Source organism: Nonomuraea sp. NPDC003707, from assembly GCF_053587055.1.
Genome location: NZ_JBSFNK010000013.1, coordinates 61,891 through 77,048, shown reverse-complemented (window position 1 = coordinate 77,048; position 15,158 = coordinate 61,891). Strand labels below are relative to the sequence as shown.

Here is a 15,158-nt window from a genome sequence, read left to right as displayed (position 1 = left end):
TCCATGCTTGGCAAGTCCCTGTCAGTGCCGGCCGCCGTCGCTGCCGCCGTCATGGCCGCGGCCACGTTGACGGGCGCCGCCCCGGCCTCGGCCGCGGCCTCCGCCTGCGCTGACGCCCCCGTTCCCGCGCACGTCACGACGACCGCCGTGTTCAACGACCCCGCGGGCGGGGACCCGGCCGCCCTCGTGCGTACGCTCTGCGGCCTCGTCCGGCAGACCCCCGCCGGAGCCCGCATCCAGGTCGCCCACTTCGTCATGTCGGGCGCCGCGGGCACCGAGTTCGCCGACGAGCTGATCAAGGCGCACCAGCGGGACGTGGACGTCCAGGTCATCCTGGACGGGGACACGCGCGGCGCGGCCGTGGCCGGCAAGCTCTCCGCCGCGCTGGGCACCGACACGGCGGCCGGTTCGTGGACGCACGTCTGCAGCGGGCCGCTCTCCGGCGGCACCGCCGCGTGCATCGGCAACAAGGGGCAGCACAACAAGTTCTACCTGTTCTCCCGCACGGGCGACGCCTCCGACGTGGTGGTCCAGTCGTCGGCCAACCTGACCGACCTCAACTCCTCCACGTACTGGAACAACGCGGTCGTCCTGCCCGGGAACCGGCGCCTGTACGACGCCTACTCCGGCTACTTCGGCGACCTGGCCGCCGAGCGCAAGAACCTCGACTACTACCGCGTCGTCCAGACCGGCGGCCCCGGCGGGTCGGTGCGGGCCTCCTTCTTCCCCAAGGCGGACGGCGACCCCATCGTGGACGAGCTCGGCAAGGTGTCCTGCCGGGGCGGCACCACGATCCGGGTCGGCATGTCCGAGTGGGACACCTTCCGGATCGCCATCCCCGCCAAGCTCCGCGACCTGGCCGCCCGCGGCTGCACGGTCCAGATCGTGTACGGCATCATGAGCGACGAGGTCAAGCAGCTCCTGCTGGCCGAGCCGCGCGTCGAGCTGCGCACCCTGGGCAACGGCGGCGCGCTGCCCGGCCGCGTGCACTCCAAGTACCTGCTGATCGAGGGCTCGTACGACGGCGACCGCGACGCCCGCTGGGTGATCACGGGCAGCCACAACTACATCGAGACGTCGCTGCGCCGCAACGACGAGACGCTGCTGAGGCTCAACAACAAGGCGATCTACCGGCAGTACGTCGCCAACTTCGAGCGCATGCGCGCCGTCGCGCCCCTGGCCGGTTGATCCCGGACGCCGGCCGGCGATCCCCCGATCGCTAGCCGGCGTCCTTGTGGTCGGCCAGGACCTCGTCGATGACCCGCCGCTGGACGGCGGCCTGCTCCTCGTCGGTGCCGAGCTTCTCGGCCAGCACGATCAGCGCCTTCCACAGTGCCCAGCCCCGGGCCCGCGCCCACATGGCGCGATCCTGGCCGGCGGCCCTGCGGAAGGCCTCCCGGCTGTCGCCCGAGAACATCGTCCAGGCGATCACCAGATCGCAGGCGGGATCGCCGACACCCGAGGTTCCGAAGTCGATGACGGCGGCCAGCTTTCCGTCCTTGACCAGCAGGTTGCCGCCGGCGACGTCGCCGTGGAACCACACCGGCGGCCCGGACCAGGTCGCCTCCAGGGCGGCGTCCCAGACTGCCGAGGCCAGGCCGGTGTCGAGCTGACCGTCCAGCGCGGCGAGGGCGTGACGGGTGTCCTCGTCGTAGTGCGCCGGCGGCGCACCCCTGTAGAAGCTGTGCGCACCGGCCGCAGGCCCGCCCGTGGCGTCGACGCGCCGCAGCGCGAGGACGAATCCGGCCACCGACGCCGCGAACGCGCACGGGTCGTCGACGCGGTCGAGGGTGGCCGTCCGCCCCTCCAGCCACCTGCGGATCGACCAGCCGAACGGGTATCCCGCGCCCGGTACGCCCTTGGCCAGCGGCACGGGAACCGCGACCGGCAACGACGGCGCGAGGACCGGCAGCCATCGATGTTCCTTGTCGACCGCCGGCGCGTATCCGGCGGCGGTGGGAAGGCGCACCGTCATCTCCTCGCCGAGGCGATAGGTGCGGTTGTCCCAGCCATCGACCTCGACCGGCGTCACGGGCAGATCGCTCCACTGCGGGAACTGGTCCTCGATCAGCCGCTTGACCAGCGAGGCGTCGATTCCGGCACGTCCGTCGGGGGGCACACTGTCGATCACCCCGAGAGTGTGGCGGCCGCGACCGCCGCCGTGCAAAGGGTTTTCAGGCCGGGCTCTCGTCCTCCTCGAAGCGGAGCGCGCCGCCGATCTGCGCGCCCAGCTCCAGCTGGTCGTAGTAGATGCGGTGGCTGACGATGAGATCGTCCTCCACGGTCGAGACACTGCACGCGCGCACGAGGATGGGACGGCCGGTCGCCGCGGCCACGCCCCCTCCGGGCATCAGGAAGGCGCCCTTGTGCGTGCCGCTCAGGGTGTACTCCGCCACCAGGGTGTCGCCCAGGATCGTGAGCGACTGAACGGTGCACCTCGAGTCCGGGAACGCCTCGATGAACGCGCCGTAGTAGGAGGCGATCTCGTCCCTGTCCTGGCCCACGCCGTCCGGCGCGACGAGGACCGCGCCGCGGCTGAAGGTGTCCGCGAGGCCGTCCAGGTCGTGGCGGTTGAAGGCCCTGCGCAACCGGTCCAGCGGGCGTCGGGGATCAGACATCGACTCATTTTAATAGTCGAATGGGCAATTATTGGGCCAACCCTCAGTACAGAAGCTATGCCAGGTTGATTATCCGCAATATCGGGCATAGGCCGTTTTCTATAGATATACGCCTGTCACAGGTTGCCGAGCTGTCCTGTCAGAGGGGGTGACCACCCTGGTGCCGGCATCGTCCCGGCCACTACCATCTCGGCCAGTTCGGAAAACGAGGAGTGCCTGCCCGGTGAAAGTCGAGACCGCCTGATGCAGGCCTTCCTCCACGCGGTGGGGATATCGGCCGGGTGCGCCCTGGCCCTCGCCCCGGCCCTGCTGCCCTCCGCGCGTCCCACCAGGAGGTGGCCGCACGTCGTCATGGCGCTCGGCATGGCGGCCGGGCACCTGGGCGGCTGGTTCCTGTCCGCCGCGGTGCTCGCGCTGCTGACCGCCGGCTGGCTCTGCGGCTCCCCCTCCCGCCGCGCCGAGACCGGCCATCACATCCAGGACTTCGTGGTCATGTCCATCCTCTTGGTGCTGACGGCGTTCGGCTCGCCCCCTCTCGCCGGCGCCACGGCCGGGCACCCGCACGGAGGCGGCTCGCCGGCCGTGCTGGCCCTGGCCATCGGGCTGGCCTGGACCTGCGCCCGGCTCCTCCGCGTCCTGCCCGAGCGGAGCGCGGACCGAAGGATGTTCGGTCAGGACGTGTGCTCGGCCGGGATGGCGGCCAGCATGGCCTTCATGGCCGCGCTGGCCCTCTGACGGGTCAGAGTGTTGTCACACATCGGGACGCTGTCTTGTCTGAGCTGGTGCACGGCCGGACCGAGCCGGCCGACGTCCCGTGAAAGGAACCTGATGAGCATCGACCAAGCTCACGCCCACCAGCTCGAGAACCCCGACCAGAGCGGGCCGCCGCCGAAGATCGAGATCGTCGCCACCGTGCCGGGGGCGCCGCGCGCGCCGGAAGGCTCCGAGGCGATGACGATCCTGGTCACGTTGCCGCCGAACAGCCCCGGCGCGCCGCCGCACCGGCACTCCGGCCCCGCGTACGGGTACGTGGTCAAGGGCGCCATCAACTTCGAGCTCGAAGGCGAACCCGTGCGGGTCGTCCGGGCCGGTGAGGCGTTCTGGGAGCCCGGTGGGGACGTGATCCACTACCAGGACGGCAACCACCTGGCTGACGAGGAGTCGGCGTTCGTGGTGACGATGTTCTGCGCGCCCGGGCAGCCGATGCTGGTCCCGGTCAGCCCGCAGGAGCTGGAGGCCCGGCAGGACCGGCGCGCGCCGCGGTCATGACCATGGAGGACGTGCGGAACGGCACGTTCCTGTTCACCACCGCGCGCTGAAGACGAAGAAGGCGGGAACCGGGTTCGGTTCCCGCCTCTTCGAACAAAGACGTGCGCTTGGGCTGGTTTTCACCGTTTATATAGCTGTGATTGTCACTGTTTATATAGATTTGCGATCGCAAAACAACGGGGGAAATCATGGAGAAAACGCTTGACCAGGATCGGGTGAAGGAGTTCCTGGAACGCGTGACGATCGACAGCGGTGCCGCCCTCGCGGGCCTGTGCACGTCGATCGGCACCCGGCTCGGGCTCTACGAGGCGATGGCCGGGGCCGGGCCGCTGACCTCCGGGGAGCTCGCCGCCCGTGCCGGCCTCGACGAGCGGTACGTACGGGAGTGGCTGGCCTCCCAGGTGGCCGGCCAGTACGTGCGCTACGAGCCCGGCACGGACACCTACGTGTTCCCCGACGAACACGCCGCCGTGCTCGCGGACCCGGCCTCTCCCGCGTACTCGGCCGGCGCGTTCGCCATGCTCCAGCCGCTCTACGCCACCCAGGACGCGCTGGTGGACGCCTACCGGACGGGCGGCGGCGTGGGCTGGGAGGAGCACGAGTCCGCCTTGTACGAGGGGGTGGCCAGGTTCTTCCTCCCCGGCTACGCGGCGTCCCTGGTGCAGGAGTGGTTGCCGGCCATGGACGGCGTCGTGGAGGGGCTGGAGCGGGGCATGTCCGTCGCCGACGTCGGCTGCGGCTTCGGCCACAGCACGCTGCTCATGGCGCACGCGTACCCTGCCTCCCGCTTCCACGGCTTCGACTTCCACGGCCCGTCCGTCGAGAGCGCGCGGCGGGCGGCGGCGGAGCAGGGGCTGGCCGATCGGGTGACCTTCGAGGTCGCGGGCGCGGGCGACTTCCCCGGCGGCGACTACGGCCTGATCACCTTCTTCGACTGCCTGCACGACCTCGGTGACCCCGGCGCCGCGTTCCGGCGGGCCGCGGCGACGCTGGCCGCCGACGGCGCCTGCCTGGTCGTCGAGCCGAACGCCGCCGCGGCGCCCCAGGACAACATCAACCCGCTCGGCCGCGCGTTCACCGCGACGTCCGCGACGTTGTGCCTGCCCGGGGCGCTGGCCCAGAAGGGGCCGTACGCGCTGGGGAACCACGCCGGCGAGGACGCCCTGCGGCGCATCGCGCACGAGGCCGGCCTGCGTACCTGGAAGCTGGCCGCGGAGGGCCCCGCCAACCGCGTCTACGACGCCCGCCGCTGATTCCCCGGCCGCGTCAGTCGTCCTCGTCGTCCCAGTCGTCCTCTTCGTCGTCCCACAGGTCGCTGGGCGGCAGCGGGTGCTCGTCGTCGACGAGCGAGTCGTCCACGTAGCGCCGCCAGGCGCGGCTCTCGTCCGGATCGGCCCAATCCTCGTCGGTGATCCTCGGGATGGGGATGGTGGCCCGCTGGTGGTCGACCATCCACGAGTTGCGGAAGAAGTCGAACGTGAGGTGGTAGCAGCCGTCGGACTCGGTGAAGATGATGGGCGGGACGAGGAACTGCGCCACGCCGACCTTGGCCGCGACGACCACGTAGTCCTCGGGGATGGATTCGTCGTTCCAGCAGGCGGCGAAGTTCACCGGCTGGAGGGCGCCCTTGCCGAGCACGTGGATGAGGTCGCCCTGGATGACGAACCGGTCCGGGTCGAGGGCCACGTCCTCACCGAGCATGAGGATCGGCGCGGGCAGGATGTGCGCCTTGGCGAAGGACTGCGCGTCGGTGTAGAGATCGATGATCTCGCCGTGGCGGGTGGGGTCGTAGCGTCCGGAGGAGTGGAACGGGCAGCAGGTCTGGTTGTTGGGCCGCTCCGGCTCGGGGAAGAACGCGGACTTGTCCACCCGCGTCATGACGGACCCGCCGCGCCGGGCACTCAGGAACTCCGGGATCCAGGCGGCGTCGTCGGACTCGATCACCTCCGTCTCGCACAGCGCCCGGAACGCGGTGTCGCCGAGCTTGCAGTTGAAGTAGTCGAGCAGGGTGATCGCGGCGCACTCCGCCAGAGACAGCTCCTCGCTCTTGGCGAACCAGAAGTCGTAGCCGTTGGCCACGAAGTGCACCCCGCGGAACTCCTTGTGCACGAAGGTCTCGCGAGCCGGGCCCTCCCCCAGGCCGTTCCAGTGGGCGGCCGCCACCTGGTTGTAGTACGCGTCGGCGTGCCGGGCCAGTTCCGGCGCGAACACGCTCTCACCGGTGAGGTAGCACGCCTTGCTGAACAGCTCGCCGATCTCCGGCGCCTCGGTGACCTCGTCGGCGGTGAAGATGAGCTCGGTACGCAGGAACACCTTGCGGCCGTCGCGGTAGGGGGCGCCCTCGTGCTCGTACCGCTGATCGAAGATCACACACGTGAAGTCGCCGATCTCGCTCAGCGCGGCGCCGCCGACCAGGTCCAGCGCCGGCGACCCCGTGCCGCCGGTGAGGTAGAGCAGCACCGTGTACCGGGAGATGTGCCGCCGCGCCGCGTCGAAGTACGGCGTGTCCCGGTGCCGGTGGAAGTTCGCGTCACCGGGCTCGAACCGGTTGCACCTGAACACCGGGTTCACGTGCGAGAACCCCTCCGCCGTCGCCGGCGGCAACGCGTCGGCCACCGCCGCGCTCAACGCCTCGGCCAGCAGCGCCGAGTGGAAGATGAACCGTTCGCCGCCCCGGGACCCGGCGTTCAGCGGCGGCACGTACAGCTTCAGCTCGTCCAGCCGCTCCAGGCGGGCCCGGGCCTCGGCCGGCAGCCGCAGTGAGAACGAGAACACCCCGTCCGCGTGCTCCGCCCGCTCGGCCAGCTCCGCCTCCAGCGGCACGTCCTCGAACAGGCGGTCCAGCGGGACGATGTTCTCGAACGTGCGGAACGACAACTCGTGCGGATCCACGAACACCGCCGCCAGGTACGGCGCGTCCGCGCTCGGCCGGGCGAACAGCTCCCGCACCCGCTCGTCGATCCGCTCGGCGTCGATGAACCGCACCGCCTTGAACCGCGCCGACGGATGCCAGGAGATGTCCAGCCCGTCCACCGTCGCGGCCGGCTCGGCGTCGGTCGCGTCCACCTCCGCCCGATACCGGGCGGCCTCCTCGGCGGGCGCGTCCCCGGCCGACAGGACGAAGAAGCGATCCCGAAGTTCGATGCTCACATGGACCTCCACATGGTGCGCAGCCCGGACGGAAGGTTCGCGGCGTGCGCCAGTCTGCGCACGCCGTCCTTGCCCACATCGGAGCCGTACAGCCACAGCCGCGCGAGGGAGCCGGCGAACGGGGCCGCGATCAGGGCCTCCGCGCCCGCCTCTCCGATGTGGTTGTACCGCAGGTCGAGCTCGGTCAGCTCCGTGAACCGATGCAGGGAGCGCACGCCCTCGGCGCTCACCCTGTTGCGCTGCAGGTGCAGGCGGCGCAGTCCGCCGAGGTACGGGGACGCCGCGAGGGCCGCGAGACCGGCGTCGCCGATCCGGCAGTACCGCAGCTCCAGTGCCCGCAACCGGTCCGTGCGGAGCAAGGTGACGAGGAGCTCGGCGCCGTTGGGACCGAGATCCAGATAGGAGAGGTCGAGCCCGGTGAGCCGACCGAGATCCAGCCCGTCGAGTGCCCGCAGGTCCAGGCGCCCGGAGCGAACCCCGCCTCCCGGGCCGTCCTCGTCGTCGTCCTCGTCGTCCTCGTCGTCCTCGTCGTCATCCCAGTCGTCGTCCTCGTCGTCCCACTCCTCGTCCTCGTCGGACGCCTCGTGGGACGTGATCCTCAGCGTGGTGACGAACCGGCCGCGCAGCACCTGCTCCACGACCTCGCGGACGTCGTCCGACCACGGGACGGCGACCTCCGTGGCGAAGCCGTACCGGCGGGCCAGCACGTGCGCCGTCGCCGGCAACCCGTCGTCCCACCCGCCCTCGTGCTCCGCGACGAGGCCGGCGATCTCCCGCTCCATGGCCGGGCGGTCGGCGGGACGGGTGCGTGCCAGGCGCTGTTCGAGGCGGATCAGCGTGCCTCTGGCGTCGCCCTGCTCCAGCAGCCAGTCACTGTAGGCACCCCACGAGGCGAGGTCGTCGGGATGAGCCCGTAACGCGTCTTCGACGGCGGTCACTTGCATTCGTACGAATGTACGGAGATCGACAGATGTGTCAAGGCGCCGCACATCATCTGTAAACGGACCCCGAGTGACCGCGCGGGCAGGTATCGTGCTGCGCCGAGTACATGATCGCCGACGTGTCCCAGGCGGCACGGTGTCGTTTGCGGCGCTCTCGGGCGGAGCCAGGGGGCCCGCCTCAGTTGGAGGTCTCCACCGTGAATTCACCGGGTCCTGAGCCGGACGACGACGCCGCCATCGAGAGGCGGGCGTGGGAGTCCGCCGCCCGCGCCTGTTACCGGGAGATCGGGGTCCCGTTCCCGGAACGGGTCGTGTGGGTGTCCTCACCGCTCGTCGGCGCGTTCGCCGCACCGATCGCGGCCTGCCTGAGCACCGGTCACCGCAACAACCGCGTCCTGGAGTCCGTCTACCGCGCGGTGGACGACACCGCCGGTGAGAGCGTCGGCCACGCCGTGCGAACCGCGGTCCGGGTCGCGGCCGAGGGGGCGGCGAGCGATCCGGTGCACGGCGCGGCGGCCACCGCCCTGCACGCCGAGATCGCCGCGAGGATGGACGCCGCGCTGGCCTCGGCGGTGCGGGACGTGCCCGCCCGCGAGGAGGGCCGGAATGTGCCCGCCGGCGTGTTGAACCTGGTCGCCGACGCGTCGAACGCGGCCGTGCGGGCGGCGGTGGACGCGGCGGTGGGCGGCTCGCGGCAGGACACGATCCGCGGCGAGGTACGGCGGCTGTGGCGGGCCCACCTGGCGTTCCAGCGTTCCGGCACCTGGCTCCCCCTGGTCGACCGCTTCAGGCAGGACGCGGTCCCAGGGCACGCCGGACAGGACACAATCCAACCGCACGACTCCGGACAGGACACGGCCCCACCGCGCGACCTCGGACAGGACACGGTCGCGCCGCTGGACGAGGACGGGCCGTGGCAGGGCGCCGCGGAGCAGGACCCGGCGCGGTCCGCGCCCGCCGGCTGGTGGTGGTGGCCCTTCCTCGACTTCGTCATGCTCTGCCCGCGCCCGGCCGAGCTGCACCTGGAGCAGGTCGGCGAGGGCGCCAGGGCCGTGCACCGGCCGCACCGCGCCGACGGCCCCACCGCCGGCTGGTCCGACGGGTTCGGGGTCTACTTCTGGCACGGCACCCACGTCCCCCGGGCCGTCATCGACGACACCCTCACCACCGACGAGATCCTCCGCGAGACCAACGCCGAGATCCGCCGCTGCGCCATCGAACGCCGCGGCTGGGACCGTTTCATCATCGAGGCCGGCCTGGAGCAGATCGGGCCCGCCGTACCCGACCCCGGCAATCCCGGCCAGACCCTCACCCTGCATGACGTCCCCGAGGACATCTACACCACGCACGTGCGGGTCCTGCTGTGCACCAACGGCACCGTCGAACGGGACGGCACCCGCCGCCGCTTCGGCCTCACCGTCCCCGCCGACTGCGGCGACCCCATCCAGGCCGCCGCCTGGACCTACGGCCTCACCCCGGCACAGTACGCCGGCGCGCAACGACGATCCTGACCCCGCCCACCGGCAAAGGAGCCCGAGAGAAGATGCTTACCATCGAGCAGGCCATGGCCACCTTCGGTGTCACCGTCGACGAGCACCTCGACCGGCAGGCCGAGATCCCCATCCTGTCCGGCCTGCAGTTCCAGGGCGATGTCGCCGTCGTACCGGCCAAGCGGGACCCGGCCCGCACCCCGGTCCCCGAGGCCGGCGTCCCGATCGTCCGCGGCCAGGGCGGGGCAAACACCCACCTCCTGCTCTCCACCGGCAAGGCGTTCTTCACGCCGGAGCGCTTCGGCGGCGGAATGGTGCTCGGCGTCCTGACCGTGGCCGACGATGCGACCGCCTACCTCGCGCACCCCGAACACGCCTTCACCGGCATCGCACCGGGCACCTACGAGCTGCGGCGCCAGCGGGAGCAGGCCGACCAGACCCGCCTCGTCGCCGACTGAAGGCCATCCGCCGTCGGGCCGGGAAGGGCGGATGCCGGACATCCGCCCTTCTGTCTTCTCTCAGGGCACCAGAGCGGCCATCAGCCCGTACTCGATGGCTGTCGCGGCGTTGGCGGGCCCGGCGACGGTGCCGGCGAGCAGCGCCAGCGCCGAGACGCCCAGGACGAGCAGGAGGGAGATTCGTCGCGCCATGAGGGACCTCCAGTCAGGTTTCTGCCGCGCATTCGAGAACAAGACGTGCGCGGATCACGGCGAGCGGCACCTGTGACGATGACGTTACCTCGCGAACCCCGACGTACGGCGCGTCAGGAGCCGGTTGAGGCCACCTACCGGATCTCGTAGATGGCGGTGGTCCCGCTCACCTCGTTGCCCACGATCAGCAGCGGCCGGCGGGTCGGGCTGTCCCCGGCGGACACGAAGAAGACACCCTCCGGGCCGACGTCGCCGGCGGTCCCGTCCTCGACGGATCCGGCGAAGTCGCGCGTGTTGAGATAGTCGACGAGGGCCGGGCGCCGAGGGTCGGTCACGTCGTAGGCGACCACCCCGCTGACCCGCTCGAGCCCGACGAACGCGTACGTCCTCCCCCGTACCTGACCCACCGCGACGCCCTCGGGCTCCGGGCCCTTGTTGTCGCTGCGGCTGTCGAAGGAGTCGTTCTCCTCGTTGTCGGCGTTGAACTCCTTGGGCAACTCCCGGGCGATCAGCTGCTCGAGCTCGTCCCCCGAGTCCCAGACCAGCGCGCCCGAGGCCGAGCGTACGGAGATCGAGCGGGCGCCGAAGGCGTTCAGCTGCCGGTAGGCGCCCGAGGCGTCCTTCGGCGAGTCCGCCGCCACGGTCAGGCGGCCGAGCTCCGCGTCCTTCTTCAGCGCGGCGGCGTTCGGGAACGCCTCGGCCGACAGCGTCAGGTCCTTCACGCGCACCTCGTCCGTGTGGCAGTCCCAGTCACGGCCGTCGCCCTCGTTGGCGGTGACGAGGTACGTCTCCCCCTTCGAGCGGAAGTGCGCGACCGAGTCGGGCATGTACATCCCCTTGACGCCGGCCCGGGGACGGATGTCGATCTTCCCGTCCTTGTCGGAGGCGTCCACGCCCACCGTGCCGAAGTCCTTCAGGCCGAGCGGCACGATCCGCTGGACCTTGGCGCGGCCGAGATCGACGATCGCCACCGCGTTGTTCTCCTGCAACGTCACCCACGCCGTGTCACCGGCCACGGTGATGTACTCCGGCTCCAGGTCCTGGGCCACCGTCGCGCCCGGACCGGAGATGCGCACGCCCGCGGCCCGGAGCGCGTCGGCCCGGTCGTTGAACGCCCGGAAGTCGGCGGTGCGTACGGTGCCGCTCCTCACGTCGATGACGCTCACCGACCCCTCGGGGTCGTCGACGGCGCCCGCGCAGTACGATTCCGGCTCGCCTTCGTTGGCGACGACCAGCCGGCGGCCGTCCTCGCTGAAGGTCACCATGTCGGGAAGCGCCCCCACGGGGAACTCCTTGAGCTTCTTGCCGGAACCGGCCTGGAAGAGCGTCACCTTCCCCTGGCCGGTCTTCTTGGCCGCCTGCTGCGCGACGGCCACCAGGCCTTTGCTCACCGCGACGCTGTTCGCTCCGGGAGCGGGCAGGGAGGTGACCCGCTTCGGGTTGCGCGGGTCGCGGATGTCGAGGACGTCCACCGTTCCCGCCTGCGCGTTCACCACGAAGGCGCGCTTGGTGGCGGGGTCGTAGGAGGTGATCTCCGAGGCCCCGGTGCCGGCCGACCCGGTCGAGAACCGGCCGAGGAACGCCAGGCTGACGCCCTTGGTCCCGTTGTCCTGCGAAATCGTCGCCTGGGCGGGAACGGCGAGCAAGGCGAGCGAGAGAGCGGCGCCGACGGCGGCCGCGGTCATCCGGAAGGCATGTGAGCGGTGCATTCGCCGATCGTGACGACAGCCGATGACCGTTTGAGCGCCAGAGGATGTCTTTGCGGTGAATTGCACCTGGGAAGAGCCTCATCCACGCAGCTCAGGCCCCATGGGGTCGGCGCATCACGATGCGCTCCCGGCGCCGACGTCGGTGTCCCGCCGCAGCGGCTTTCAGGCGCCGCCGAGCGTGCCGGCGAAGCGATCCACCTGGGTCACGTCCGAGGCCCAGCAGTAGAACATGACCTCGTCGGCGCCGATGTCCGCCATCCGGGTCGCCGTGTCGCGGATCTGGCCGGACGCGGTGAGCATGCTCGCCACCGCGCCCTCCGCGAAGCCCGCCGGCAGGTTCATGTAGTGGGGGCCGCCGTAATAGTCGTGCAGCCGGTCGCGCGCTTCCTTGATCAGATGATCGGGCCCCAGCGCGGCGTTGAACTGGGCGACCAACCGGGGACGGCCCGAGCGTCCCTGAGCCTGCCACTCCGTCTCAATGGACCGGAACAGAGTCTCGGCGTCGGCGAGGTGCGCCGCGCACAGGAAACCGTCGCCCAGGCGGGCGGCCCGACGGATCCCGGCCGGGCTGAAAGCACCGAACAGCACTTCCGGCCCGCCCCGGCGGGCGGGCCCAGGCCCGATCGGGCCGATCCCCTCGCCGTACGGCTCGCCCGACCAGACGCGGCGCATCAGCCCCAGCATCTCCTCCAGCCGCGCCCCGCGTCGGTGCACATCCGCGCCCACGGCCTCGTAGTCGTCCCGGCGTGCTCCCAAGCCGATGCCGAGCGTGAAGCGCCCTCCTGACATGCGGTCCAGGGTCGCGCACTGCTTGGCCAGCAGTGCCGGCTCGCGGAGCGGGGCGAGCAGCACCTCGGTCTGCAGGCGGATTCTGGTGGTCGCCCCCGCGAGCACGGCCAGGGCAACCAGCGGCTCGGGATTGTCGTAGACGAGACGGTCCAGCAAGCCGAGCGTGCTGAACGGGCCCTGGTCCGCGAGCCGGGCCCACTCCAGCAGGGCCGCGGGCTCGCCGACGGGCAGGCCGAGACCGACTTTCATGCGTCCCCCGAGGTCCGTCGGCAGGTTGCGTACCCCTGATCACCGTGCCCGCCGTGCCCTCGCTGATGCGGGCGTGCCGCATCTCTGGACACAACCTTTCCGCCCCTTGGGACGGCGGTCACCGACGCGCGAAACCATCCCCGCGACAAGGGATTTCCTTGACCAGGCCACGCCGGTCCGATCCGGGTAACCCGCGCGGCGCGGTGGCCAGGCCGCCGGCAGCGAACGCGGCGCGGCAGCCTGGCGGGACAGGGATCATCCGGTCCGTAGCCGCGACCGGGTGCCGGGGGCGGCGGGCTCAGGTGGCGGCTTGGCGGATGAGGTCGGTGACCGTGGCGGGCTGCGAGACGTACACGGCGTGGCTGCCGATGGCCTCCACGACGGACGATGCGGCGCGCTCGGCCATGGCCCGCTGGGCCGGGGGCGGGATCATGCGGTCCTCGGTGGCCACCAGGTACCAGCTCGGCCTGTGCCGCCAGGCCGGTTCGGTGACCGCCCCGCCGAGGGCGTCCACGCCCCAGGGGACCTGCGAGTCGGCCATGAACGCGGCCAGCCGCGCGGGGGCAGGATGGGCGGCAGCGGCCGGCCGCCTCGGTGTCACCGATCGCCTCGAACACCTCGGCCGCGCGCGCGTAGGCCCGGCGGCTCTCCTCGGTCCGGCCCTCGTCGGTCAGGACGGCCGCCAGGGTCTCCAGGGCCCGGGCGTGCGGGTTGTCGGCGAACTGGAGCTCCTCCATGAGGGCGATCGCCACGGTGAGCGCGGTGACGGTGCGGTGCCGGGGTCCCCTGCTGCGTCCCCGCTCCATGTCCGACAGCGTCCGGACGCCGACCCCCGACGCCTCGGCGAGCTGCTCCAGGGTCAGTCGTGCCGCATGCGATGACGGCGCAGCAGCTCGGCCAAGTTCGACGGCGCAGCGCCTGATTGCTTGCGGAGGTTTGGCCGGTACCTGATGCAAGGCACAGCGTGGGGCGGGAAGGTTCCGGTGCGGCGGGCGGCGCACCGAGCAGCCACAGCGACCTTGCCCGCGCGGAGTTCATGAAAGGCATCGTCATGGCACAGGCCAGCCTCTACCAGCAGGTCCTCGACCCCGCCAACCGGGCGAACCCGTACCCGCTGTACGCCGAGCTGCGCAAGACCCCGGTGACGCGGGAGGCCGACGGCACGTACGTGGTCAGCACGTACGAGGAGATCGTCGCCCTGCTGCACGATCCGCGGGTCAGCTCCGACCCCCGCAGCCGCCCCGGCGTGGCCGAGGCCACCGCCTCTCCCGAGGACAGCCTGCTCCTGCCCTTCATCAACCGCGACCCGCCCGAGCACGACCGGCTGCGGGAACTGGCGATGCGCCCGTTCGGGCCGCCTCAATCGCCCGGGCGCGTCGACGCCCTCCGCCCCTGGCTCGCCGGGGTCACCGACGGCCTGATCGACGGCTTCGCCGGGAAGAACCGCATCGACGCCGTCGCGGAGTTCGCCTACCCGCTGCCCGTGGCCGCGATCTGCCACCTGCTCGGGGTGCCGCACGAGGACGAGCCGCGCTTCCACCACTGGGCCGACGCCACCGTGGAAGCCTTCGACCCGACCACCGGAACGTTCGAGGAGCGCCAGCGCAGGAGAAGCGAGGTCACCCGCGAACTGGGCGAATATCTCAACACGCTCGCCGAGGCCCGCGTCCGCCAACCGGGCGACGACCTGATCTCCGGCCTGCTCACCGACACCGGCCCGCACGGGCCGATGGCCCGTGCCGACCTGCTCAACACCGGCGCGCTGCTGCTGGTCGCCGGCCACGAGACCACCGTCAACCTCATCGCCAACGGCCTGCTCACCCTGCTGCGCCACCCCGACGTGCTCGATCGGCTGCGCCACGAACCCGACCTGAGCATCCCGCTGGTCGAGGAGCTTCTGCGCTACGAGCCACCGGTGCACATGCTGACCGGCCGCAGCACCCTGGCCGACATCGACATCGCCGGCACCACCATCCCGCGAGGCTCACCCCTCGCGCTCGTCCTCGCCGCCGGCAGCCGCGACCCGCACCGCTTCCCCGACCCGGACCGCTTCGACCCCGGCCGCGCCGACAACACGCATCTCGGCTTCGGCAACGGCATCCACTACTGCTTCGGCGCGCCGCTGGCCCGGAGCGAGACGCAGGTGGCGCTCTCCGCGCTGGCCCGCCGGCTGGTCAGTCCCCGGCTGGTCACGGACCCGCCGCCGTACCGGCCCAACCCGGCGCTGCGCGGCCCCCGCCGGCTCATGATCGAGTTTGACGCCATCGCACCTTGAGGGGCCGGTCCGCGCGCA

14 protein-coding genes and 2 pseudogenes are annotated in these 15,158 nt (G+C 71.4%); 7 read left to right on the top strand and 9 right to left on the bottom strand.

Features of this window, described 5'->3' with window-relative positions:
- Nucleotides 1-3: 3 nt before the first annotated feature.
- Nucleotides 4-1,188: a phospholipase D-like domain-containing protein gene (locus ACWDRB_RS31335; RefSeq protein WP_449899678.1), complete on the top strand. Its 1,185-nt coding sequence runs from the start codon at nucleotides 4-6 to the stop codon at nucleotides 1,186-1,188.
- Nucleotides 1,189-1,219: 31 nt separating this feature from the next.
- On the opposite strand, the gene ACWDRB_RS31330 is transcribed toward ACWDRB_RS31335, so the two are convergent.
- Nucleotides 1,220-2,131 (bottom strand): aminoglycoside phosphotransferase family protein, encoded by a 912-nt coding sequence (locus tag ACWDRB_RS31330; RefSeq protein WP_449899676.1) that lies wholly within the window; start codon nucleotides 2,129-2,131, stop codon nucleotides 1,220-1,222.
- 43 nt (nucleotides 2,132-2,174) lie between these two features.
- Nucleotides 2,175-2,618, bottom strand: coding sequence for an ester cyclase (locus ACWDRB_RS31325; protein WP_449899674.1), 444 nt, complete (start codon nucleotides 2,616-2,618; stop codon nucleotides 2,175-2,177).
- A 243-nt stretch (nucleotides 2,619-2,861) separates the two neighbouring features.
- On the opposite strand from ACWDRB_RS31325, the gene ACWDRB_RS31320 reads away from it, so the two are divergent.
- The 3 genes from ACWDRB_RS31320 to ACWDRB_RS31310 all read left to right on the top strand — a co-directional run bounded on the left by ACWDRB_RS31320 (nucleotide 2,862) and on the right by ACWDRB_RS31310 (nucleotide 5,140).
- Nucleotides 2,862-3,353 carry a hypothetical protein gene (locus ACWDRB_RS31320; RefSeq protein WP_350734123.1) on the top strand — a complete coding sequence of 164 codons (492 nt, stop codon included), beginning with the start codon at nucleotides 2,862-2,864 and terminating at the stop codon, nucleotides 3,351-3,353.
- A 93-nt stretch (nucleotides 3,354-3,446) separates the two neighbouring features.
- A complete protein-coding gene (locus tag ACWDRB_RS31315) occupies nucleotides 3,447-3,887 on the top strand; it encodes a cupin domain-containing protein (RefSeq protein WP_449899671.1) in 441 nt (146 codons plus the stop codon).
- Nucleotides 3,888-4,075: 188 nt separating this feature from the next.
- The gene (locus ACWDRB_RS31310; RefSeq protein ID WP_449899669.1) at nucleotides 4,076-5,140 is read left to right on the top strand and encodes a class I SAM-dependent methyltransferase; all 1,065 of its coding nucleotides are present in this window, start codon (nucleotides 4,076-4,078) and stop codon (nucleotides 5,138-5,140) included.
- A gap of 13 nt (nucleotides 5,141-5,153) precedes the next feature.
- On the opposite strand, the gene ACWDRB_RS31305 is transcribed toward ACWDRB_RS31310, so the two are convergent.
- Entirely contained in the window at nucleotides 5,154-7,037 is a 1,884-nt protein-coding gene (locus ACWDRB_RS31305) for a hypothetical protein (protein WP_449899667.1), read from the bottom strand.
- Nucleotides 7,034-7,981, bottom strand: a complete 948-nt coding sequence (locus ACWDRB_RS31300; protein WP_449899665.1) for a TIGR02996 domain-containing protein — start codon at nucleotides 7,979-7,981, stop codon at nucleotides 7,034-7,036. Before ACWDRB_RS31300 ends, ACWDRB_RS31305 begins: the two co-directional genes overlap by 4 nt.
- Before the next feature lie 194 nt (nucleotides 7,982-8,175).
- Between ACWDRB_RS31300 and ACWDRB_RS31295 the strand changes: the two genes are divergently transcribed.
- Together ACWDRB_RS31295 and ACWDRB_RS31290 are read left to right on the top strand one after the other, a co-directional pair.
- Entirely contained in the window at nucleotides 8,176-9,489 is a 1,314-nt protein-coding gene (locus tag ACWDRB_RS31295; RefSeq protein ID WP_449899663.1) for a DUF6745 domain-containing protein, read from the top strand.
- Nucleotides 9,490-9,521: 32 nt separating this feature from the next.
- Complete coding sequence (locus tag ACWDRB_RS31290) at nucleotides 9,522-9,926, top strand: hypothetical protein (RefSeq protein ID WP_350734113.1); 405 nt, start codon at nucleotides 9,522-9,524, stop codon at nucleotides 9,924-9,926.
- A 60-nt stretch (nucleotides 9,927-9,986) separates the two neighbouring features.
- Here the strand turns inward: ACWDRB_RS31290 and ACWDRB_RS31285 are convergent, their stop codons facing one another.
- The 5 genes and pseudogenes from ACWDRB_RS31285 to ACWDRB_RS31265 all read right to left on the bottom strand — a co-directional run.
- Entirely contained in the window at nucleotides 9,987-10,118 is a 132-nt protein-coding gene (locus ACWDRB_RS31285; RefSeq protein WP_449899661.1) for a hypothetical protein, read from the bottom strand.
- Between the two features lie 134 nt (nucleotides 10,119-10,252).
- Nucleotides 10,253-11,827: a choice-of-anchor I family protein gene (locus ACWDRB_RS31280; RefSeq protein WP_449899658.1), complete on the bottom strand. Its 1,575-nt coding sequence runs from the start codon at nucleotides 11,825-11,827 to the stop codon at nucleotides 10,253-10,255.
- A 162-nt stretch (nucleotides 11,828-11,989) separates the two neighbouring features.
- Nucleotides 11,990-12,865 (bottom strand): LLM class flavin-dependent oxidoreductase, encoded by an 876-nt coding sequence (locus tag ACWDRB_RS31275; RefSeq protein WP_449899656.1) that lies wholly within the window; start codon nucleotides 12,863-12,865, stop codon nucleotides 11,990-11,992.
- A 298-nt stretch (nucleotides 12,866-13,163) separates the two neighbouring features.
- Nucleotides 13,164-13,481, bottom strand: a pseudogene (locus tag ACWDRB_RS31270) (alpha/beta fold hydrolase); the annotation flags it as partial.
- A gap of 178 nt (nucleotides 13,482-13,659) precedes the next feature.
- Nucleotides 13,660-13,866: pseudogene (locus ACWDRB_RS31265) on the bottom strand (helix-turn-helix domain-containing protein); the annotation flags it as partial.
- 35 nt (nucleotides 13,867-13,901) lie between these two features.
- Here ACWDRB_RS31265 and ACWDRB_RS31260 point away from each other — a divergent pair.
- Entirely contained in the window at nucleotides 13,902-15,140 is a 1,239-nt protein-coding gene (locus ACWDRB_RS31260) for a cytochrome P450 (RefSeq protein ID WP_449899654.1), read from the top strand.
- Nucleotides 15,141-15,158: the final 18 nt, after the last annotated feature.